This window comes from Actinomycetospora straminea, assembly GCF_028737255.1.
Classification (GTDB): domain Bacteria; phylum Actinomycetota; class Actinomycetes; order Mycobacteriales; family Pseudonocardiaceae; genus Actinomycetospora; species Actinomycetospora straminea.
The window spans coordinates 112681-133572 of sequence record NZ_JAQZAN010000006.1 but is presented as its reverse complement, the minus strand read 5'-3'; the positions used below and the strand labels follow the sequence as shown (position 1 = coordinate 133572).

At 76.4% G+C, this 20892-nt stretch carries 21 protein-coding genes; 15 read left to right on the top strand and 6 right to left on the bottom strand.

From position 1 onward, the window contains the following. Nucleotides 1-38: 38 nt before the first annotated feature. The gene (gene ctaE, locus PH190_RS10860; protein WP_274231519.1) at nt 39-659 is read right to left on the bottom strand and encodes an aa3-type cytochrome oxidase subunit III; all 621 of its coding nucleotides are present in this window, start codon (nt 657-659) and stop codon (nt 39-41) included. A gap of 293 nt (nt 660-952) precedes the next feature. Between ctaE and PH190_RS10855 the strand changes: the two genes are divergently transcribed. Both PH190_RS10855 and trpD read left to right on the top strand, forming a co-directional pair. After that, the gene (locus PH190_RS10855) at nt 953-1369 is read left to right on the top strand and encodes a response regulator (RefSeq protein WP_274231518.1); all 417 of its coding nucleotides are present in this window, start codon (nt 953-955) and stop codon (nt 1367-1369) included. After that, nucleotides 1366-2421, top strand: a complete 1056-nt coding sequence (gene trpD, locus PH190_RS10850; RefSeq protein WP_274231517.1) for an anthranilate phosphoribosyltransferase — start codon at nt 1366-1368, stop codon at nt 2419-2421. Before PH190_RS10855 ends, trpD begins: the two co-directional genes overlap by 4 nt. A gap of 48 nt (nt 2422-2469) precedes the next feature. Here trpD and PH190_RS10845 read toward each other — a convergent pair whose 3' ends face one another. Further along, nucleotides 2470-2748, bottom strand: a complete 279-nt coding sequence (locus tag PH190_RS10845) for an Lrp/AsnC family transcriptional regulator (protein WP_274231516.1) — start codon at nt 2746-2748, stop codon at nt 2470-2472. Between the two features lie 61 nt (nt 2749-2809). After that, nucleotides 2810-4561: a DEDD exonuclease domain-containing protein gene (locus PH190_RS10840; RefSeq protein ID WP_274231515.1), complete on the bottom strand. Its 1752-nt coding sequence runs from the start codon at nt 4559-4561 to the stop codon at nt 2810-2812. Between the two features lie 107 nt (nt 4562-4668). Between PH190_RS10840 and PH190_RS10835 the strand changes: the two genes are divergently transcribed. From PH190_RS10835 to PH190_RS10815, 5 genes are all read left to right on the top strand, one after another. Beyond that, complete coding sequence (locus PH190_RS10835; RefSeq protein WP_274231514.1) at nt 4669-6072, top strand: NYN domain-containing protein; 1404 nt, start codon at nt 4669-4671, stop codon at nt 6070-6072. A 101-nt stretch (nt 6073-6173) separates the two neighbouring features. Continuing rightward, a complete protein-coding gene (locus PH190_RS10830) occupies nt 6174-6479 on the top strand; it encodes a hypothetical protein (RefSeq protein ID WP_274231513.1) in 306 nt (101 codons plus the stop codon). A gap of 244 nt (nt 6480-6723) precedes the next feature. Next, nucleotides 6724-7812, top strand: a complete 1089-nt coding sequence (locus PH190_RS10825; protein ID WP_274231512.1) for a C40 family peptidase — start codon at nt 6724-6726, stop codon at nt 7810-7812. A gap of 32 nt (nt 7813-7844) precedes the next feature. Next, entirely contained in the window at nt 7845-8732 is an 888-nt protein-coding gene (locus PH190_RS10820) for an alpha/beta fold hydrolase (protein WP_274231511.1), read from the top strand. A 46-nt stretch (nt 8733-8778) separates the two neighbouring features. Beyond that, entirely contained in the window at nt 8779-9924 is a 1146-nt protein-coding gene (locus PH190_RS10815; protein WP_274231510.1) for a glycosyltransferase family 4 protein, read from the top strand. Nucleotides 9925-9991: 67 nt separating this feature from the next. On the opposite strand, the gene PH190_RS10810 is transcribed toward PH190_RS10815, so the two are convergent. Then, on the bottom strand, nt 9992-11803 hold the full coding sequence (locus PH190_RS10810) for an AMP-dependent synthetase/ligase (protein WP_274231509.1): 1812 nt from the start codon (nt 11801-11803) through the stop codon (nt 9992-9994). 136 nt (nt 11804-11939) lie between these two features. On the opposite strand from PH190_RS10810, the gene PH190_RS10805 reads away from it, so the two are divergent. From PH190_RS10805 to PH190_RS10785, 5 genes are all read left to right on the top strand, one after another. After that, nucleotides 11940-12356: a polyketide cyclase / dehydrase and lipid transport gene (locus PH190_RS10805; protein WP_274231508.1), complete on the top strand. Its 417-nt coding sequence runs from the start codon at nt 11940-11942 to the stop codon at nt 12354-12356. 108 nt (nt 12357-12464) lie between these two features. Next, the gene (locus PH190_RS10800) at nt 12465-12893 is read left to right on the top strand and encodes an SRPBCC family protein (protein ID WP_274231507.1); all 429 of its coding nucleotides are present in this window, start codon (nt 12465-12467) and stop codon (nt 12891-12893) included. Then, nucleotides 12894-14126, top strand: a complete 1233-nt coding sequence (locus tag PH190_RS10795; RefSeq protein WP_274231506.1) for an ArsA family ATPase — start codon at nt 12894-12896, stop codon at nt 14124-14126. It begins immediately after the preceding gene. Then, nucleotides 14123-15208 carry a hypothetical protein gene (locus PH190_RS10790; protein WP_274231505.1) on the top strand — a complete coding sequence of 362 codons (1086 nt, stop codon included), beginning with the start codon at nt 14123-14125 and terminating at the stop codon, nt 15206-15208. The genes PH190_RS10795 and PH190_RS10790 overlap by 4 nt, the downstream gene beginning before the upstream one ends. Beyond that, nucleotides 15202-16152 (top strand): ROK family protein, encoded by a 951-nt coding sequence (locus PH190_RS10785; RefSeq protein WP_274231504.1) that lies wholly within the window; start codon nt 15202-15204, stop codon nt 16150-16152. Before PH190_RS10790 ends, PH190_RS10785 begins: the two co-directional genes overlap by 7 nt. A gap of 261 nt (nt 16153-16413) precedes the next feature. Here PH190_RS10785 and PH190_RS10780 read toward each other — a convergent pair whose 3' ends face one another. Both PH190_RS10780 and PH190_RS10775 read right to left on the bottom strand, forming a co-directional pair. Continuing rightward, nucleotides 16414-17061, bottom strand: a complete 648-nt coding sequence (locus PH190_RS10780) for a hypothetical protein (protein WP_274231503.1) — start codon at nt 17059-17061, stop codon at nt 16414-16416. Further along, nucleotides 17058-17867: an alpha/beta hydrolase gene (locus tag PH190_RS10775; RefSeq protein ID WP_274231502.1), complete on the bottom strand. Its 810-nt coding sequence runs from the start codon at nt 17865-17867 to the stop codon at nt 17058-17060. Before PH190_RS10775 ends, PH190_RS10780 begins: the two co-directional genes overlap by 4 nt. A 314-nt stretch (nt 17868-18181) precedes the next feature. On the opposite strand from PH190_RS10775, the gene PH190_RS10770 reads away from it, so the two are divergent. The 3 genes from PH190_RS10770 (at nt 18182) to PH190_RS10760 (ending at nt 20889) form a co-directional block, all read left to right on the top strand. Beyond that, the gene (locus PH190_RS10770; protein WP_274231501.1) at nt 18182-18871 is read left to right on the top strand and encodes a lysophospholipid acyltransferase family protein; all 690 of its coding nucleotides are present in this window, start codon (nt 18182-18184) and stop codon (nt 18869-18871) included. 26 nt (nt 18872-18897) lie between these two features. Beyond that, nucleotides 18898-19416 carry a polyadenylate-specific 3'-exoribonuclease AS gene (locus PH190_RS10765; RefSeq protein WP_274231500.1) on the top strand — a complete coding sequence of 173 codons (519 nt, stop codon included), beginning with the start codon at nt 18898-18900 and terminating at the stop codon, nt 19414-19416. 72 nt (nt 19417-19488) lie between these two features. Beyond that, a complete protein-coding gene (locus PH190_RS10760) occupies nt 19489-20889 on the top strand; it encodes a class II 3-deoxy-7-phosphoheptulonate synthase (RefSeq protein WP_274231499.1) in 1401 nt (466 codons plus the stop codon). The last annotated feature ends 3 nt before the right edge of the window (nt 20890-20892 follow it).

Below are 20892 nucleotides of genomic sequence, written 5' to 3'. Positions count from 1 at the left end.
GTCCTGGCGGTGGTGCGGGGTGTCGCCCGTGGTGGCCATCAGCGGATGAAGTAGATGACGGCGAACAGGCCGATCCAGACCACGTCCACGAAGTGCCAGTAGTACGAGACGACGATGGCGGCGGTCGCCTGCGCCGGGGTGAACCGGCTCAGGAACGTCCTCGCCACCAACAGGACGAAGGCGATCAGGCCACCTGTGACGTGCAGCGCGTGGAAACCGGTCGTGATGTAGAAGACCGAGCCGTAGGAGCTGCTCGCGATCGTGGTGGCGTGCTCGGTGACGAGCGTGTGGTACTCGACGACCTGGCCGAGCACGAAGATCAGACCCATCACGAAGGTGATGGCGTACCAGCGCCGCAGGCCGAAGACGTCACCCCGCTCGGCCGCGAACACGCCGTACTGACAGGTGAACGACGAGGCCACCAGGATGATGGTGTTCACCAGCGCGTACGGGACGTCGAGCTCGGTGGGCGGCGGGGGCCACTCCTCGGCGTTCGCGCGCGCGACGAAGTACATGGCGAACAGCCCGGCGAAGAACATCAGCTCGCTGGAGAGCCAGATGATGGTCCCCACGCTCACGACGTTGGGCCGGTTGAGGGAGTGAATCCTCGCGCTGAAGGAAGGCGCCGGCGCACCCTGGGCGGTCGTCACGGGCGTCATGATGACACCTCCGGCCGACACCAGCCCGCTGGGGCGCGGCGTCGCACGGACCCCGGCGCGTCGATCCGCGGCCGTCGTCGCGACGGGGTGCGGACCCGCGCCGACCTGCACCGCCCCTCACCTGCGGGTTCTCCTACCCGCCGTCGTACGTCGGGCCGTCGTACCGATCCGTGAACCGTCGGCGGGCGGGCCGTGGCGGGGGCGCCCGGTGGTCGTGACGTTCCGTGCCGACGTCCCGTGCCGACCGCTAACATCCGGCGCATGCAGGACACCGAGCGCGACGGAGCCACGCGATGACCGCCCCGGCGACCACGCTCACCGTCGTGGTGATGAGCCACCGCCCGGAGGTCCGCGAGGCGATCACCGGCGCCGTCGGCCGCCGCCCCGCCCCGGACCTGCCGCGGCTGCGGTTCGTGGAGGCGAGCAACGTGGCGGAGGTGCTCGGCGCCGCCGACGCGGGCGAGATCGACCTCGCGGTGCTCGACGGCGAGGCGCAGCCCACGGGCGGGATGGGTGTGTGCCGCCAGCTCAAGAACGAGAGCGACGACCCGCCGCCGGTGATCGTCGTCGTGCGCCGTCGGGACGACCACTGGCTCGCGACGTGGTCACAGGCCGATGCCGTCCTGGTACAGCCGCTCGACCCGGTGACCGCGGCCGAGACGGTCGCCACCGTGCTGCGCGAGCGCGCTCGTCCCGTCGTCCGCGGGTGACCGCACCGAGCTGGCCCGGGCTCCTCGGGCGCCTGCTCGCGGGCCGGGACCTCGCGGCGGACGAGACCGAGTGGGCGATGGACCAGGTGATGTCCGGCGAGGCCTCGCCCGCGCAGGTCGCCGGGTTCGTCGTCGCGCTGCGGGCGAAGGGCGAGACGGCCCCGGAGATCGCCGGGCTCGCGACGGCGATGCTCGCCCACGCCCGGCGGGTCGACGTGCCGGGGCCGGTCGTCGACATCGTCGGCACCGGCGGCGACGGGGCGCACACGGTCAACATCTCGACGATGTCCGCCGTGGTGATGGCCGCCGCGGGCGCGCGGGTGGTCAAGCACGGCGGGCGCGCGGCGTCGTCGCAGAGCGGGTCGGTGGACGTGCTCGAGGCGCTCGGCGTGCCGGTGGACCTCGGGCCGGACGCCGTCGCGCGCTGCGTGGACGAGGTGGGGATCGGCTTCTGCTTCGCGCAGGTGTTCCACCCCGCGATGCGCCACGCCGGCCCCGTGCGCGGGCAGCTCGGCGTCCCCACCGCGTTCAACCTGCTCGGACCGCTGACCAACCCGGCACGCCCGGGCGCGGCGCTGATCGGGTGCGCCGACGAGCGCTTCGCGCCGATCCTCGCCGAGGTGCTCGCCGCGCGCGGCGACCGCGCGGTGGTGGTGCGCGGCGACGACGGGCTCGACGAGGTCACCACCGCCACGACCACCACCGTCTGGCACGCCGGGCCGGGCGGGGTCCGGGTGGAGACCCTGGACCCGACCGCGCTCGACGTCCCCGTCTCCGGGCCGGGCGACCTGCGCGGCGGCGACGCCGCCCACAACGCCACGGTGGCCCGGGCGGTGTTCGCCGGCGAGCCGGGGCCCGTGCGCGACGCGGTGCTGCTCAACGCCGGCGCGGCGCTCGCCGCCTACGAGGAGGCCGTCACCGGGACGGCGATGACCGATCTGCACGAGGGCGTGGCGGCCGGGCGGCGCCGGGCGGCCGAGGCCGTGGACTCGGGCGCGGCGACCGCACTGCTGGAGCGCTGGTCGGCCGTGGCCCGCGCCCTCCGCGACTAGTCCGACGCGCCCTCGAGAGTTGACGACCACGGCCGGTCGTCACCGGAGTCAGTCGAGCCCCACCGCGAACGCCGACGCCTCGTCCCGGGACGAGTAGGACCGGAAGGCGATGTGGGTGGTGGTGCTCTGCACGCCCTCGACCTTCGACAGGCCGCCGGCGATGGCGTCGGCGAGCTGCTCGTGCTCCCGGACGCGGACCACGGCGACGAGGTCGACGTCCCCCGCGCAGGAGTAGACCTCGGCCACGCCGTCGAGGTCGGCGATGGCCTGCGCGGTCTCGGGGATGCGGTCGGCGTCGGCGTGGACCAGCACGAAGGCCGTGATCACGGGTCCTCCTCGTCGCGGCGGGAGCGTTCGACGGGACCTGTGGTCCCCGGCTCCGCGGAGTCTAGGGCGGCTCGCCCGGAGCGTTCACCGCCTCGCCCGCACCGCGGCGCGCCTCCCGGGCGCGGCCGACCCAGCCCGCCCACGCCCCGGCGCCGGCGGCGGGCATCGCCCAGGGCGTGGTGGTGCGGACCATGCGCGTGCCGGGCCGCTCGAGCCACCGGGTGACGACGGCGACCTCCTCGGGCGGCGCGCCCCGCAGCGGCCCGTCGCCGGGCAGCACGGTCTCGGCCGAGGCGACGAGGGCCTCGACCACCGGCATCGGCGGCGTCCCCCGCCGAGCGCGCCCGGCGCTCGCGAGGCGGCCGTGGCGCACGACGGCGAGGTCCCACCCGCGCGCGCCATCGGGCCGCGCCGCGATCATCTCCGGCGCCGCGGCCACCGCGGAGAGCCGCTGGACCCGGCCGAGCGCGGCGGCGAGGTCGGCGAGGCGGTCGCGGTGGGCGGCGGCGTCCTCGAAACGCTCGGCCGCCGCGAGCTCGCCGACCGTCGTGGACAGGCGGCGCAGCCCGGCGTCGTCGGCGCCTCGGACCAGGGCCCGGGCGTCGGCGACCACCGGCCGGTAGGCCTCCACGTCGAGGTGCCCGGCGCACGGCGCGGCGCAGCGGCCCATCTCGTGCAGCGCGCAGGGCGTGCCCGCCGCCCCGCGCGCCGGGATCCGCTGGGTGCACGGGCGCAGCGGCAGCGCGTCCTGCAGCGCCTCGACCGCGCGGACGGCGTCCGGTCGCCGCCCGAACGGCCCGACGGCGTCGGCGCGGGGGGTGCGCACCACCGACAGGCGCGGGAACGGCTCGTCGGTGAGCGCGACCCACCAGCCGCGGTGGGGGAAGCGCGAGCGGCGGTTGTAGCGCGGCGCGTGCCCGGCGAGCAGGCGCAGCTCGCGGACCTCGGCCTCCAGCGAGGTCGCGCAGACGACCCAGTCAATGCGCTCGACGAGGCCGATCATCTCCTTCATGCGCGCCCGCTTGTCGCCGCCGGTGAAGTAGGAGCGCACGCGGCGGCGCAGGTCGGCGCTGGTCCCGACGTAGAGCACCTCGTCGCCGGGGCCGCGGAACAGGTACACCCCGGGCTCCTCGGGGACGGCGTCGGCGAGGTGGCGCTTGGCGCGCTGGGCGGGGCTGACCTCGACCTGGAGCGCCAGGAGGTCCTCGAGCGTCGAGACCCCCCGCCCGCCGACGCGTTCGAGCAGCCCGTGCAGGACGTCGACGGTGGCCTTCGCGTCGTCGAGGGCGCGGTGGACCGGGCGGGTCCGCGCGCGGAACAGGGTCGCGAGCGCGGAGAGGCGGCAGGACGGCGCCTCGTCGCGGCTGAGCACCCGCCGCCCGAGCCGCGCCGTGCACACGACGGCGGGGCGCGCCCAGGAGGGGCCGTGGCGCCGGCAGGCGGCGCGCAGGTGCCCGATGTCGAACGGGGCGTTGTGGGCCACGAGCACCGCGCCCGCGCAGAACTCCAGGAACGCGCCGAGGACCGCCGGCAGGCGCGGGGCGTCGCGCACCATCGCCGTGGTGATGCCGGTGAGCTGGACGATCTGCGGGGGCACCGCGACCCCCGGGTCGACCAGCGTCGCGAACTCCCCGATCACCTCCCCGCCGCGCACCTTGACCGCCCCGATCTCGGTGATCGCGTCCGAGTCCGGCGGGCCGCCCGTGGTCTCGAGGTCGAGCACCACGAACGTCACCGCGGACAGCGGCGTGCCGAGCTCGCCGAACGAGAGCTGGGGGTCCGGGCCGGTGACCGGACGGGCGGGGGCGTCCATCGCCGTCGGACGCTAGGGGCGACCCCCGACAGTCCGTTCCCGTGCGCCCCGTCCGTGCGCGGCCGACGCCCGGTCCGTCGCGCGCCACGGGTCTAGCCTCACCGGTCATGGACGAGGGCGGCGGCGACGCGGAGGTCGAACCGCCCGTCGCCGTGGACGTCCCGGAGCCGGGGGAGTCGGGGGAGCCGGGGGACACGGGGGACGACGCGGCCCGCGCCGCGGTGCGGGTCCGGCTGCTCGAGGCCGCGCCGGAGGCGGTGCGGGCGAAGGTCGCGGAGCTGGTGGCCGTGGCCGTCGGGAACCTGCCGGTCTCGGAGCTCCCGCCGCCCGTGCGTCCGGTCGCGCGCTTCGCGCCGGCCAAGCGCGCCCGCGTCGGCGCCGGCCCGCTGCTCGGGGCGCTGGGCTCGGCCGGGGGGTTCGCGGCCCAGGTCGTCGAGTGGTGGGCCGAGGAGCGCCCGGGGGACTGGCAGCCGCCCGTGCCCGACCCGGTTCACGCCGCCGCCGTCGCCGTCCTCGAGGGCCGGGAGGAGGGCTCGGGGCTGGTCCGCGACGTGGGCGAGCGCGCGGACGCGGGACGCGCGCGGGCGGAGCGCGACGCGGCGGTCGCGCGCGCCGACCGTCTCGAGGCCGACGTGGAGCGCCTGACCGCCGAGCGGGACGCGGCGCGCGCCGCCGTCGACGCCGCGGCCGAGGAGGGTCGCGAGGAGGTCGCCAAGCTGCGCGCGCGCCTGCGCGAGCAGGGCGTGCGGGTCCGCCGGGCCGAGGACGAGGCCGCCGCGCTGCGGGACGCCCAGGAGGCCGGCCACGGCGGGCTGCGCGCCGAGCTCGAGGAGCTGCGCCGCGACCGCGACCGCCAGCGCGAGCTCGCCGCGGCCGCCGACGACCGGGCCCGGCGCGCCGCCGACGACCTCGCGAGCGCCCGCCGCGCGTCGGTGGAGGCCCGGCGCGCCGACGACGCCCGGCTCGCGCTGCTCGTCGACACCGTCGCGGGCGCCGCCGAGGGCCTGCGCCAGGAGCTCGGGCTGCGCCGCGTCGACGCCGGTGCGCGGCCCGCCGAGCTGGTCGGCGCCGGGTCCGGGACGTCGCCGAAGGCCCGCGTCACCGACCCCGCGGCGCTCGACCGGCTGCTCGCGCTGCCCGAGGTGCACCTCGTCGTCGACGGCTACAACGTCACGAAGACGGGCTGGCCGGAGCTCTCGCTCGCCGCCCAGCGGGAGCGCCTCGTGGCCGCCCTGGCGCCACTGACGGCGCGGACCGGCGCCGAGACCACCCTCGTGTTCGACGGCGCCGGGATCACGGGGGTGCCGACGCACTCGGTGCGCGGGGTGCGGGTGCTCTTCAGCGACCCCGGGGTGCTCGCCGACGACCTCATCCGTTCGCTGGTGGGCGCGGAGCCCGAGGGTCGCCCGTTGGTGGTCGTCACCTCGGACCGCGCGGTCGTGGAATCGGTGCGCCGGGCTGCGCACCCGGTCCCGTCGAGCGTGCTGCTGGCGCGCCTGTCCCGCATCTGACCTGCGGAACCACCGTCGTCGGCCCGACGTTGTCGGGGGTCGCTCCTAGCGTGCGTGCCACGACCCCGGACCGGCCGGGGAGCGAGGCCCCGGAGGCCCCCGTGCTCATCGATTGCGACACCTGCGCCGTCCGCGACGTCGCCTGCCACGACTGCGTCGTCGGGGTGCTCCTCGGCACGCCCGGCGTCCCGGCCGGCGCCGGTGCCGGGGTGCGCCCCTCCGACGCCGCGCCCGGCGGCCCGCTGCCGCTGGAGTTCGGGCCGGTCGAGCAGCGGGCGCTCGAGGTGCTGGCCGACCACGGGCTCATCCCGCGGCTCCGGCTGGTGCCGCCCACAGCGCCCGGGGCGCCGCCCCGTCAGCGGGACGGGCGGGCCGAGCGGCCGCGCCGGGCCCGGGGCGTCGGGTGAGCGCGCACCGCCCACCGCGCGCCGGGCCCTCCGCCGCCCGGGCGCCGACCGTCCGGCACGGGTCGGTCGGGGCCGTCGGTTACGGCTTAGTAGGGTGCGCTCGCCGGGGCGGCGAGGCCGCGTCGGACACCGGATGGAGGCCGTCGGGGGCCGACGCGTCCGGCGCGGGGGCGGCGCCCGAGGCCCGCCCGCGGGTCCGGGGGTGCGGCGGGGCCGGGCTGCGCAGAGAGGACCCGACGAGGACGTGGTGTCGCCCCGAGCCGCTGGTGTGCGTCCCGGTCCCGGGTGGACGGCCCGGCTCGTCACGGTGCTGGTCACGCCGGTGGTGGGCGCCCTGCTCGCCGGGGTCGCGGGCCTCGGGGGCCCGGCCGCGTGGGCCGACCCCATCGTCCCGCCCGGAGCCCCCGACGCCGTCACCGAGCTCGCCGAGGCCAACGCCCGCGCGGCCGACGCCACGGAGGCGTCGCTGGACGCCGAGGAGCAGCTCGGGGTCCGGCGCACGGAGGCCGACCGCACGCGCCGCGAGGCCGAGGGCGCCCGTGAGGCCGCCGACGGGGCGCGCGCCGAGCGCGACCGGGCGTTCGTCGACATCGACCAGGTCTCGCGCGCGGCCTACCAGGGCGGCCAGCTCGACGCGCTCGCCGCGCTGCTGGGCAGCGAGTCCCCGCAGGCCTACCTCGACCGCACCTCGCTGCTCGACACCATCTCCACCGAGAACCAGCGCTTCGTGCAGCGCTTCCTCGACGCCACCGCGGTCGCCGAGACCGCCGAGCGCGACGCCGACGCCCGCGCCCGCGACGCCGACCGTGCGGCCTCCGACGCCCAGCGCACCGCCGACGACGCGGAGCGGCGCAAGGCCGACGCCGACCGTGAGGTCGCCGCGGCCGAGGAGGCCCTCGCCGACGCCTCGCCGGCGACGCTCGCCGCGCTGCGCCGCGGCGGCACCACCGACTTCCCGACGAACATCCCCGGCGCCGGCATCGCGATCGAGGCGCTGCGGGTGGCGCTCACCCAGCAGGGCAAGCCCTACCTCTGGGGCGCCACCGGTCCGAGCACCTACGACTGCTCGGGCCTCGTGCAGTGGGCCTACCGCCAGGTCGGTGTCGGCATGCCCCGGGTCTCGCGGCAGCAGGCGCTCGTCGGCATCCCGGTGCCCTACCAGGACGCCCGCCCCGGCGACCTGCTGTTCTTCAACCAGCCGGTCAGCCACGTCGGCATCTACGTCGGCGGCGGCCAGTTCCTCGAGGCCCCGCAGTCCGGCGACGTCGTCAAGGTCTCCCAGGTCCGCAGCAACATCAGCGGGGTCCGTCGGATCGTCCTCGAGCGCCGTTGACAGGATCGTGGCCCCGATCACACGATCGGGGCATGACCTCCCCGCAGACGATCAGCGTGCCCCACCTCGGCGGTTCGACCATCGGGTACGCCACCAGCGGGCCGGTCGACGCCTCGCGCCCGACGCTCGTCATGGTCAACTCCTTCACCACGTCGGCGGATCTCTACCGGCCACAGTTCGCCGACGAGGAGCTCGCGCGGACCGCGAACCTCCTCGCGATCGAGCCCTACGGCCACGGCCGCACGCGCGCCCGGTACGCCGACTTCACCTACTGGGACACCGCGATCGCGGCGCTGCAGGTCCTCGACGCCCGCGACGTCCGGCGGGCCTTCGTGCTGGGCACCTCGCAGGGCGGGTGGATCGCGGTGCGGATGGCGCTGCTGGCCCCGGACGTCGTGCAGGGCGTCGTCGCGCTCGGTACGTCGATGGACTCCGAGAGCCCCCGCAGCCGCGAGCTGGGGTGCTGGGACGGGGTCACCTTCTGCACCCCGGCGATCGACGCGCTCGCGACGCCCGTCGGCGACGACTGGGTGATCCCGACCGACCTCGTCGACGCCGTGCTCGCGGAGGGCCTCGGCGACCAGGTGGACGAGGAGACCCGCGCGTTCTGGCACGCGACCCACCAGCAGCACTACACCGGCGACGACGGGCGCCGCCGGCTGCGCACGAGCACGATCAACCTGCGCGACCGCGACGGGCTGCACGGACGCCTCGACGAGGTCCGCTGCCCGGTGCTGTGGCTGCACGGCACCGAGGACCGCGTGTACTCCGTGGCCAACGCGCAGGACGAGATCGGCCGCTTCACGAGCTCGCCGCACGCGGAGCTGCAGGTCGTCGACGGCGGGCAGCACTTCCTCAGTGCCTCGGACCCCGCCGCCGTCGACGCCGCGACCGTGGAGTTCGTGCGGCGCTGGGGCTGACGGGCCGGTCGCGGGGCCCCGCCGGGCCGCGTGCAAGGCTCCCGCGGTGGCGCGCACGCTGCTGGTCACCAACGACTTCCCGCCCCGGCCCGGGGGCATCCAGTCCTACCTCCACGCGCTCGCCACCCACCTGCCGGCCGACGAGCTCGTCGTCCTCGCGTCGACGTGGCGGGACACCGACGAGGGGCGCGCGGCGTGCCGGCATTTCGACGCCGAGCAGCCGTTCGAGGTCCACCGCCTGCCGACGACGATGATGCTGCCGACGCGCGGGGCGACGCGGCGGGCCGCGGAGCTGGTGCGCGCCCACGACGCCCACACCGTCTGGTTCGGGGCGGCCGCACCGCTGGGCCTCATGGCGCCGGCGCTGCGGCGGGCCGGCGCGGCGCGGGTGCTGGCGAGCACCCACGGGCACGAGGTGGGCTGGTCGATGCTGCCGGGCAGCCGCCAGGCGCTGCAGCGCATCGGGCGCGACAGCGACGTCGTCACCACCGTCAGCCGCTACACGCGCGGGCGGATCGCCGCGGCGCTCGGCCCGGACGTCGCCCTGGAGCCGCTGCCCTCGGGCATCGACACCGCGTGGTTCCGTCCCGACCCGGCCGGGCGAAAGGCGATCCGGCGGCGCTACGGGCTGGGCGAGCGGCCGGTCGTGGGCTGCGTGTCCCGCCTGGTGCGCCGCAAGGGGCAGGACGTCCTGATCGCGGCGCTCCCACGGCTGCGCCGCGCGGTTCCCGGCGCCGCCCTGCTCATCGCCGGCGACGGCCCCGACCGCGATCGCCTCCGGCGGCTCGCCCGCACCCACGACGTCGCCGACCACGTCGTCCTCACCGGGCCCATGACCCCCGACGAGGTCCCGGCCCACCACGCCGCCGCCGACGTGTCCGCGCTGCCCTGCCGCACGCTCGGCGGGGGACTGGACGTCGAGGGCCTGGGCATCGTGCTGCTCGAGGCGCAGGCGTGCGGCGTCCCCGTGGTCGCCGGGCGCGCGGGCGGTGCCCCCGAGACCGTGCGGCCGGGCGAGACCGGGCGCCTCGTCGACGGCCGCGACCCCGCCGACGTCGCCGACACCCTCGCGGACCTCCTCGCCGACCCCGACAGCGCCGCCGCCATGGGCGAGGCCGGGCGGCGGTGGATGCGCGCCGACTGGACCTGGGATTCCCGCGCCGCCCGCCTGCGCGCCCTCGCCGCCGGCTAGATCAACGGGGAGTTCGCGCGCGTAGAAGCAGCGAACAGCACGTTCGCTGCCTCCACGCGCGTCGAGTTCAGCCCTGGTAGACCGCCTCGATGTCGTCGGCCCGCTTCTCGGCGATGACGTTGCGCTTGAGCTTCATCGTGGGGGTCAGCTCGCCGCTCTCCTCGGTGAAGTCGCTGGCCAGGATGCGCCACTGGCGGATGGCCTCGGCGCGCGAGACCGCCTTGTTCGCCTCCTCGATGGCGCCGGAGATCTCCGCTTGGACGTCGGGGTCCTCGGCGAGGGAGGCCGCGTCGGAGGCGTCCTTGCCGTGCTCGGAGCTCCAGCCGGGCAGGGCCTCGGGGTCGAGGGTGATCAGCGCGCCGATGTAGGGCCGGTTGTCGCCGACGACGAGGGCCTGGCTGACGAGACGGTGGGCGCGCACGCGGTCCTCGAGCACCGCGGGGGCGACGTTCTTGCCGCCGGCGGTGACGATGAGCTCCTTCTTGCGCCCGGTGATCGAGAGGTAGCCGTCGTCGTCGAGGCTGCCGAGGTCGCCGGTGTGGAACCAGCCGTCGACGATCGTCGACTTCGTCGCCTCCGGGTTGTTCCAGTAGCCGCGGAACACGACGTCGCCCTTGGCGAGCACCTCGCCGTCCTCGGCGATCGCGATGGTCACGCCGGGGATCGGCTTGCCGACCGTGCCGATCCTGACCGCCCGGTTGGGGTTGGCGGTGATCGCCGCGCTGGTCTCGGTGAGCCCGTAGCCCTCGTGGATCGGGACGCCGACGCCGCGGAAGAAGTGCCCGATCCGGGCCCCGAGCGCCGACCCGCCGGACACGGCGCCGACGCAGCGCCCGCCGAGCGCGGCCCGCAGCTTGCCGTAGACGAGCTTGTCGAACAGGGCGTGCTGGAAGCGCAGCGCGATGCCCGGGCCGCCCGTGTCCAGGGACTCGCTGTAGGAGACGGCGGTGGCCTCGGCCATGTCGAAGATCCGGCCCTTGCCCTCGTTGTGGGCCTTGGCCTTCGCGCCGTTGTAGACCTTCTCGAACACCCGCGGCACCGAGAGCAGGAAGTCCGGCCGGAACCGGGGCAGCTCGGTGGTCAGCTTCTTGGTGTCGGCGAAGTGCCCGATGACGTAGCGGTACTCCATCGCGGCGCACTGGATCACGCGCGCGAAGATGTGCGCGAGCGGCAGGAACAGCAGCGTCGAGTTGCCCGGCTGCATGAGGTCGCTGAACGTGTCGGCCACCGCGCGCACCTCGAAGAGCAGGTTGCGGTGGGTGATCTCGCAGCCCTTGGGGCGGCCCGTGGTGCCCGACGTGTAGATCAGCGTGGCGAGGTCGTCGGCGTGCACCGACGTGCGCCGCTGCTCGAGCGTCGCGTCGTCGACCCCGGCGCCCGCCTCGCGCAGCGCGTCGACGGCACCGCCAGCACCGCCCGTGCCGCCCGAGCCGTCGATCTGCCACACGTGCCCGAGGTCGGGCAGCTTCTCGCGCAGGTCCTCGACGATGGACCGGTGCTCGTCGGACTCGACGACGACGCCGCGCGCGCCCGAGTCCGAGAGGCACCACTCGACCTGGTCCGCCGACGACGTCTCGTAGATCGGCAGGGTCACCGCGCCGGCCGCCCAGAGCGCGTAGTCGATCAGCGTCCACTCGTAGCGGGTCTGCGAGATGAGCCCGACACGGTCGCCCGGCTGCAGCCCCGCGGCGAGGAAGCCCTTCGCGACCGCGGCGACCTCGTCGCGGAAGGCGGCGAAGGTGACGTCCTGCCAGTCGTCGCCCACCAGGCGGCGGTAGGCGACGTCGCTGCCGTGGGCCTCGGCGTTGCCCCACGGCGCGGCGGTGAGGTTGTCGTCGTCGGCCACCTTGGCGGTCGCCGGCTCCGTGTACTGCTGCATCTCGTCCCACACTCCTGCCCGCGCCTCGCTGCGTCGGCTGTGACCATAGTCGCGGGGTCTACCTCTCGGTAGCCGGACAATCCGCCCACCGGACCGCCCGGGAGGGGTCACGGGCGGGCCCTGCCACGCTGGGTGGGTGGCGAGCGTCGACGTGGTGGACGAGACCTTCCTCGCGGTGCCGCCCGAGCGGCTCGCGGCCGAGTTCGCCGACCCGGCGGCCTGGCGTCGCCTCTGGCCCGACCTCGCGCTGCAGGTGTTCACCGACCGCGGGGTGCAGGGCGTGCGCTGGAACGTCGTCGGCGACGCGTGGCGGGGCAGCATGGAGGTGTGGCTCGAGGCCGTCGGCGACGGCACGGTGCTGCACTGGTTCCTGCGGGTCGACCCCGTCGGCGCCGCCCTCTCGCGGCGCGCGGCGACGCGGGAGGCGGTCCGCCGTCAGCGAGCCGCCAAGGCCGTCGCGTTCGCGCTCAAGGACCGGCTCGAGGCCGGGCGCCCCCCGGGGGTGCCGCCGGAGCAGTGGTCGGGGGACCGGTCGGGCACCCGGCGGATCTGAGCGCCCGGTCACGCCGGCGCCGGCACGTGAGGGCCCGGTCACGGCGGGTCGTCGGGGGGAGCACCGGGCGTGCCGCCCACGCCGGGGGCGGCGGTAACCTTCCGCGCCATGGCCGACGAGTCGACCCAGTCCATCACGATCGCGGCGCCGGCCTCGGACGTCCTGGGGGTCATCGCGGACTTCGACTCCTACCCCGAGTGGGCGGACTCGATCACCGCGGCCACGGTGCTGACCCACGACGACGAGGGACGCCCCGAGCAGGTCCGGTTCAACCTCGACGCCGGGCCCATCAAGGACAACTACGTGCTGGCCTACGACTGGGTGGACGACGGCGTCACCTGGGACCTCGTGTCCGGGCAGATGCAGCGTCAGCAGCGGGGCCGCTACCGGCTGGCCGAGGCCGGCGACCGCACCGAGGTCACGTACACCCTCTCGGTGGATCTCGCCGTGCCGCTGCCCGGCCTCCTCAAGCGGCGGGCCGAGAAGCGCATCATGGACCAGGCGCTGACCGGGCTGAAGCGTCGCGTGGAGGGCTGAGTGCGGGTCCTGCTGTTCACCGGCAAGGGCGGGGTCGGGAAGACGACGACGGCGGCGGCGACCGCCGTGGCGCTGGCCCGTGGCGGGCGCAAGGTGCTCGTCCTGTCCGCCGACCCCGCGCACTCGCTGGGTGACGCGTTCGCCGCCCGCCTCGACGGCACCGCGCGCGAGGTCGCGCCCGAGTCGTACCCGGGGCTGTTCGCGGCGCACATCGACACCCGCGCGCTGGTGGACGACGCCTGGGAGCCGCTGCGCGCCCAGCTCCGCACGCTGCTCGCGGGCGCCGGCGTCGACGAGATGGTCGCCGACGAGCTGACCGTCCTGCCCGGCGTCGAGGAGCTGCTCGCCCTCGAGGACGTGCGCCGCGCGACCGTCGACGGGCCGTGGGAGGTCGTCGTCGTCGACTGCGGCCCGACGGCTGAGACCCTGCGCCTGCTCGCGCTGCCCGAGGCGCTCGGCTCCTACCTCGAGCGCCTGTTCCCGACCCACCGCCGTGCGGTCCGCGGCGTGCTCGCGGGCCTCGCGGGCAGCAGCGCCACGGTGGCGAAGTGGGACGCCGCGGCCGCGTCGCTCTCCCGGCTCGCCGAGCAGCTCGCGGGCCTGCGCGACCTCCTCGCCGACCACCGCACCACCACCATTCGCCTCGTGCTCACCCCCGAGCGGATGGTCGCGGCCGAGACCCGGCGGACCCTCACCGCGCTGGCGCTGCACGGGCTGCACGTGGACGGGATGGTCGCCAACCGGCTCGTGCCCGACGCCGGCAAGGGCCGGGGCGAGGCGGCGACGTGGGTGCGCGCCCGCCGCGCCGAGCAGGAGGCGGTGCTCGCCGAGCTCACCGGGGCCGGCGGCGACGTGCCGGTACGCCGGGTGCCCCACCGGGCCGGCGAGCCGGTGGGGGTCGAGGGCCTCGCCGACCTCGCCGACACCCTCTACGGCGACGACGACCCGCTCGACGGGCCGGTCGGCCGCGCCCTCATCGCGGTCCGGCGGACCGCCGGCGTCGGGACCGCGACCGACTCCGAGTTCGTGCTCGACCTGCACATCGCGGGCATCGGTGACGCCGACGTCGACCTCGCACGCATCGGCGACGAACTCGCCGTCACCGTCGACGGCCGCCGCCGCGCGGTCGCGCTGCCGCCGGTGCTGCGCCGGTGCGAGGTGACGGGCGCCGACCTCGACGACGACCTGCTCTCGGTCGTCTTCCGGCCCGACCCCGCGGTGTGGATGCGATGAGCACGCCGGGGGGAGGGGCGGGAAGAGACTTCTCGGCCGGGCGTGCCGCCCAGGAACGGCTCACCGAGGAGGCGCGCGCGACGGCGTCGGCGCTGATCGACTGGCTGGGCACGCGCGTGGAGGCGCCGCGGGCGACGCCGCCTGCCGGTGCTGGCTCCCGTCGCTCCCGGCTCGGGATGCGGCCGCCGCAGAGCCCCGGACCGTGCTCGTGGTGTCCGGTCTGCGCGCTGGTGGCGGCGCTGCGCGGCGAGCAGCCCGAGCTCACCGCGCGGCTCGCCGAGCAGGCCTCGGGGCTGATGATGCTGCTGCGGCTGATGGTGCAGGCGCACCAGGAGCCGGGCCACACCCACGCGCACCACGCCCCGCCGCCACCGGGCGGGGCGGCGCGGCGGGCCGACGACGGCCCGCCGCCCGGGTGGCCCCGGGAGTGGGGTCCGTGGGACGGGTGGGGCGGCATCCCGCCGGACGGGCCCGAGCCCTCCCGCGCCGACCCGCCCCGGGGTGGACGGGATCGCGAGGACGGCGTCCCCACGGACCCCGCTGTCCCTGTGGCGCCGGCGAGCGCGGCCGGCCCCACACCGGAGTCCCCGTCCGTCGACGAGGTCGGCGGGGGCGAGCACGTTGCCGAGCACGAGGCCGAGCACGAGGCCGAGCACGGGGCCGAGCGCGCCGATCGGCCGGCTGGTCGCGGTGCCGGTCGGGTGGAGCGCGAGCCGGGCCCGCCGGCGGGCGCGCGCGGGCCCCGACCCCGGCGACCCGCGGCCGGTGGCCCGCCCGGCGGCCGGCGTGTCCCGATCCGCCGCGCCTCGCCCCGCTCCGCGACCTTCCGCGACGCGACGCCCGGCACCGCGGGGTCCGCGGCCTCGGCCGAGCCGGCCGGGTCTCCGGGACCCGCTCCGACCGCCTCGCCGACCTCACCCGTGGCCGGCGCGCCCCGTCCCGCCGCCGAGCCCGCGGCCCCGCCCGGCCCGGCGACGACGGGCAGCGCGGCGCGGCCGTCGGTCCAGCGCATCGCCATCCGCCGCCCCGCGCGCGGGCGCGAGCACGGGGCGGACGGGCCCGGCGGCGACGCGTCGTGCTGACCGTCGGCGTCGACATCGGGGGGACCTCGGTGCGCGCCGCCGTCGTGCACCCCGACGGCTCGATCGTGGCCGAGGTGCGGGCCGCCCCGACCCCCGACCGCGCGGCGGTCCTCGACGACACCGTCGCCGAGCTCGTCGGCGGCCTCGCCGCAGCGCACCCCGTGACGGCGGTCGGCCTGGCGGTGGCGGGCTTCGTCGACCCCGACCGGCGCACCGTCGCCTTCGGCGCCCACGTGCCCTGGCGCGACGACCACGTCGTCGACCGCCTCACCGAGCGCCTCGGGCTGCCCGTCGTCCTCGAGCACGACGCGAACGCCGCGGGGCTCGCCGAGCACCGCGTCGGGGCGGCGGCGGGCGCGTCGGTGGCGGTCCTCGTGGCGCTCGGCACCGGCATCGGCGCGGCGCTGCTCGTCGACGGCGCGGTGTTCCGCGGCGCGTACGGCGTCGCCCCCGAGCTCGGCCACCTCACCGTCGTCCGGGGCGGGCGTCCCTGCCCCTGCGGCAAGCGCGGGTGCCTCGAGCGCTACTGCAGCGGGACGGCGCTCGGGCGCTCGGCGGAGGAACTGATCGCGGCGTCCGAGGACTTCTCGCTGCTCCGGGCCGCGTGGGAGCGCGCCGAACCGGTCACCGGGCGCGACGTCGCCCGCGCCGCCGAGGCCGGCGACGGGCTGGCCCGGCGGGTCGTCGACGAGTTCGCCGAGTGGCTGGGCCAGGGGCTGGCGCTGGTCGCCGACGTGTTCGACCCGGACGTGGTGGTGATCGGCGGGGAGGTGTCGGCGTCGGCGTCGCTCTACCTCGACGGCGCGCGGCGCCGGTACGCCGACGAGGTCACCGGCGGCGGCCACCGTCGCCTCGCCGAGATCCGCCCGGCGGTGCTCGGCGGGCACGCCGGCATGGTCGGCGCCGCGCTCGACGCGCGGGAGCGGGCCGGGGTCCAGGGCTGAGGCTTTTCCGGGCGCCTCGGGCCGACCCGACAGCGGGACCGCCGACGACGACCCGTGTCCCGAGGACACGGGTCGGGCTCTGCTCGGCTCCCGCGGCGACGCCTTCCCCGACCGACGTCGGGGCCGCCGACGACGACCGTGTCCCGAGGACACGGGTCAGGAACTGCTCGGCCCCCCGGCGACGCCCTTCCCGACCGACGACGGGACCGCCGACGACGACCCGTGTCCCGAGGACACGGGGCGGCCGGGGAGTCGGGCCCCCTAGAGCACCGCGCCGTCGTCCGGGCCCTCGGGCTCGCGGCCCCGGCGCAGCCCGAACACCAGCCAGCCCAGGCCGGCGGTCATCGCCAGCAGGCCCGGGATGATCCCGAGGCCCACGGGCCCGCCCAGCAGCCCGGGCACCGCGAGTAGCACGACCCCGACCACCAGCAGCGCCAGCCCGAGCAGGCTGCTCAGCCCCAGGCGCGGCAGGGGCGGCGGCTCCGGCGGCACGAAGTGCTCGTCCTCGGCCGGGCGCGGCGGGGTGGGGCGCTGACCCCGCGGGGGCCCGGCGGGCGGCCCGGCAGCCGGCCCGGCCGGCGGCTCGGGACGTCGGCGCACGCCCGGGCTGGGGGTCTCGGGGGCCGGCGGACGGGCGTCGTGGGGCGGGGTGGCCGTGCCGAGCCCCGAGGACGGCCCGTCCGTGCGCGCCTCGGGCGCCTCCGGAGCCTCCTCGTCGGGCCAGCGCGGGGCGCCTTCCGCGGCCCAGTCGGCGACGATCGAGGCGAAGGCGGCGTCGACGTCGTCGGGCAGGTCGGGACGGCGGGTCGCGTCGGGTCCCTGACCGGCGGGACCGGTGGGGCCCGCCGTGTCGGGTCGCGCCGGGTCGGGGCGGGCCGGGTCGACGGGGTCCGGATCGGGCGCGGTCATGCGGGGGTCCCTGGGGTCGAGCGGGCGGCGCCGGAACGGTCGGCGCGCGCGGCGTGCACGCGGCGGACGAACGCCGTGCTGTCGGCGAAGATCCGGGGAGCGTCGTTGTCGAGCGTGGCGACGTGGTGGCTCTCGTGGAGCACCACGTCGGTGACGTCGTCGGAGCCCACGCCGTCGAGGACGAGCTCGCTGTTCACGGGCTCCACCACGTGGTCGGTGGGGGACCGGAACAGCAGGACGGGGCAGCGGACCCGCCCGAGGTCGGCGCGCACGAGCCGCCACAGCGCGGTCAGCGACACGGCCGCGCGGGTGGGCAGGCGGTCGTAGGCGAGCTCGACGGAGCCGGGCTTCTTGATGTCGTTCGCGACGCCGGGCACCCAGGGCACGACCCACTGGATGTACGGCGCGACCAGGGCGTCCTTGCGCAGCGTCGTCACCGAGGGGTTGACCAGCGCGATCCCCGCGAGGTCGTCACCGCGCTCCTCGGCGAGGCGCAGCGTCAGCGTGCCGCCCATCGACTGGCCGAAGACGAACACCGAGCGGTAGTCGCGGCGCAGGTCGTCGACCGCGCGCTCGACCTCGCCGTACCAGTCGGGCCAGCGGGTGCGGTTGAGGTCCTGCCAGCGGGTGCCGTGCCCGGGCAGGCGGGGCCCGCGCACGCCGATGCCCTCCGCGGCCAGGTGCTCGCCCCAGGCCCGCATGCTCTGCGGCGTGCCGGTCAGCCCGTGGCTGAGCACGACGCCGATCTCCCGCGAGCCCTCCTCGGGATCCGAGGCGAAGGGCTCGGCGCCGGGCAGCACGGGCACGGGGTCCTCCGGGGCGCGGGTGGCGCCGCGTCAGGCCCGCCTCGTGGTGAGGCGGGGGAGAGCGGACTCGGGAACCCCATCGTGGCACGTCCCACACGGTCGGGTCACGCGGTGGGGGTCGTGTCGCGCCGGACGGTTCCGTCGAGGGGTCCGAGGGGTACCGGACGCCCCCGAGAGGACGCTCGTAATCGGGTGATCGGGCGCCGGGAGAGACGCCCACGTCACCGGTGTGACGCCGCCGCGCGACGGTGCCGCGCACGCGGACGGGCCCCTAGGCTCCGGCGCGGCGGGCGGCGAGGGACGGGAGGCCCCGGGTGCTGTACTGGATCATGAAGTACGTCCTGCTCGGGCCGTTGATGCGCGTGGCGTTCCGCCCGCGGGTCGAGGGGGCGCACCACCTGCCCCGCCGCGGCGGGGCGCTCGTGGCGTCGAACCACCTCGCGGTGCTCGACTCGTTCGTGCTGCCGCTGATGGTGCCCCGTCGGATGGCGTTCCCCGCGAAGTCCGAGTACTTCACCCAGCCCGGGGTGGTCGGCACGCTCAAGCGCTGGTTCTTCACCGGCATGGGCCAGGTGCCCATCGAGCGGGGCAGCGGGCGGGCCGCGCGCGCCGCGCTCGACACCGGCATCGGGATCCTGCGCGAGGGCCGGCTGTTCGGCATCTACCCCGAGGGCACCCGCTCGCCCGACGGCCGCCTGTACAAGGGGCGCACCGGCGTCGCCCGGATGGCGCTCGAGGCGGGGGTGCCGGTCGTCCCGGTGGCGATGATCGACACGGACCGGGCCAACCCCGTCGGCTCCCGGTTCTGGCGCCCGTGCCGCATCGGCATCCGCATCGGGGAGCCGCTGGACTTCTCGCGCTACCACGGCATCACCGACGACCGGCAGGTCGAGCGGGCCATGACCGACGAGATCATGGACGCCCTGCGCGTGCTCTCCGGGCAGGAGTACGTCGACGTCTACGCCAGCACCGTCAAGGACCGCGGCACCCCGCAGGCCGCCTGACCGGTCGTCCGCGACAGGATGGACCCGTGGCCCGGTACTTCTACGACTGCGAGTTCATCGAGGACGGGACCACGATCGAACTGGTCTCGGTGGGCGTGGTGGACGAGCACGGCCGCGAGTTCTACGCGATCTCGACCCAGTTCGACCCGATGCGCGCCGGGCCGTGGGTCCGCAGGAACGTGCTGGACAAGCTGCCCTCGATGTCCGACCCGGCGTGGCGCAGCCGCCTGCGGATCCGCGAGGAGTTCTACGAGTTCGTGACCGCCGGCGAGGGCCCGGTGGAGCTCTGGGCCTGGTACGCGGCCTACGACCACGTGGCGATCGCCCAGCTCTGGGGCGCCATGCCCGACCTCCCGCGCGCGCTGCCGCGGTTCACCCGTGACCTGCGCCAGCGCTGGGACGACGTCGGTCGCCCGGAGCTGCCCACGCCCCCGGCCGACGCCCACGACGCCCTCGCCGACGCCCGCCACAACCTCGCCCGCTGGCGCGTCATCGACGAGCACTGGCGGCGTCTGCACTCCGCTGGTCCGTCCGCGACGGGCTGAGCGCCCGAGCCCCGACGGCCGTCACGGGGAACACGTCGGTGGGCCACAACCGCACCAGTAGGCTTGTGACCCGTGTGGTCCGTCGACCTTCCCGTGGAGGCCCTGCCCGGCCTGCCCCCGCTGCCCTCGCACCTCCGAGAGCGGCTCGACGACGCGCTCGCGCGCCCTGCGGCGCAGCAGCCGGACTGGCCCGACCCGCAGGCCGTGACCGACGTGCGCACCGTGCTCGAGCACGTGCCGCCGATCACGGTGCCCGCGGAGGTCGACCGGCTGCAGACGCAGCTCGCCGCCGTCGCCCGGGGTGAGGCGTTCCTGCTCCAGGGCGGCGACTGCGCGGAGACGTTCGCCGACAACACCGAGCCCCACCTGCGCGGCAACATCCGCACGCTGCTGCAGATGGCCGTGGTGCTGACCTACGGCGCGTCGATGCCCGTGGTCAAGATCGGCCGGATCGCGGGGCAGTACGCCAAGCCGCGCTCGTCGGGCACCGACGCCCTCGGTCTGCCGAGCTACCGCGGTGACATGGTCAACTCGCTGGCCGCGCACGCCGAGCGCCGCGTGCCCGACCCCGGCCGCATGATCCGCGCCTATGCGAACTCCGGCGCGGCGATGAACCTGGTCCGCGCGCTGACCTCGGGCGGCATGGCGGACCTGCACGAGGTCCACGAGTGGAACCGTGAGTTCGTGCGCACGTCCGCAGCCGGCGAGCGCTACGAGGCGGTGGCGGCGGAGATCGACCGGGCGCTGCGGTTCATGAACGCCGCCGGCGTCACCGACCACTCGCTGCGCGGCACCGAGATCTTCGCCAGCCACGAGGCGCTGGTCCTCGACTACGAGCGGGCCCTGCTGCGGCTGGACTCCCGCGTCGAGGCGACGAGCCGCGAGGACGCCCGCCTGTTCTCCCTCGGCGCGCACTTCCTCTGGATCGGCGAGCGCACCCGCGCCCTCGACGGCGCGCACATCGCCTTCGCCGAGCTGCTCGCGAACCCGATCGGCCTCAAGATCGGGCCGTCGACGACGCCGGAGCAGGCCGTCGAGTACGTCGAGCGCCTCGACCCCCACCACCAGCCGGGCCGCCTGACGCTGATCTCGCGGATGGGCGCGGGCAAGGTCCGCGACGTGCTGCCGGGCATCGTCGAGAAGGTCACGGCGTCGGGGCACCAGGTCATCTGGCAGTGCGACCCGATGCACGGCAACACCGTCGAGGCGTCCACCGGCTACAAGACGCGGCACTTCGACCAGGTCGTCGACGAGGTGCAGGGCTTCTTCGAGGTCCACCAGCGCCTGGGCACCCACCCGGGCGGCATCCACGTCGAGCTCACCGGCGAGGACGTCACCGAGTGCCTGGGCGGCGCCCAGGACATCTCGGACACCGACCTCGCCGGCCGCTACGAGACCGCCTGCGACCCGCGGCTGAACACCCAGCAGTCGCTCGAGCTGGCGTTCCTCGTCGCGGAGATGCTCCGGGGCTGACCC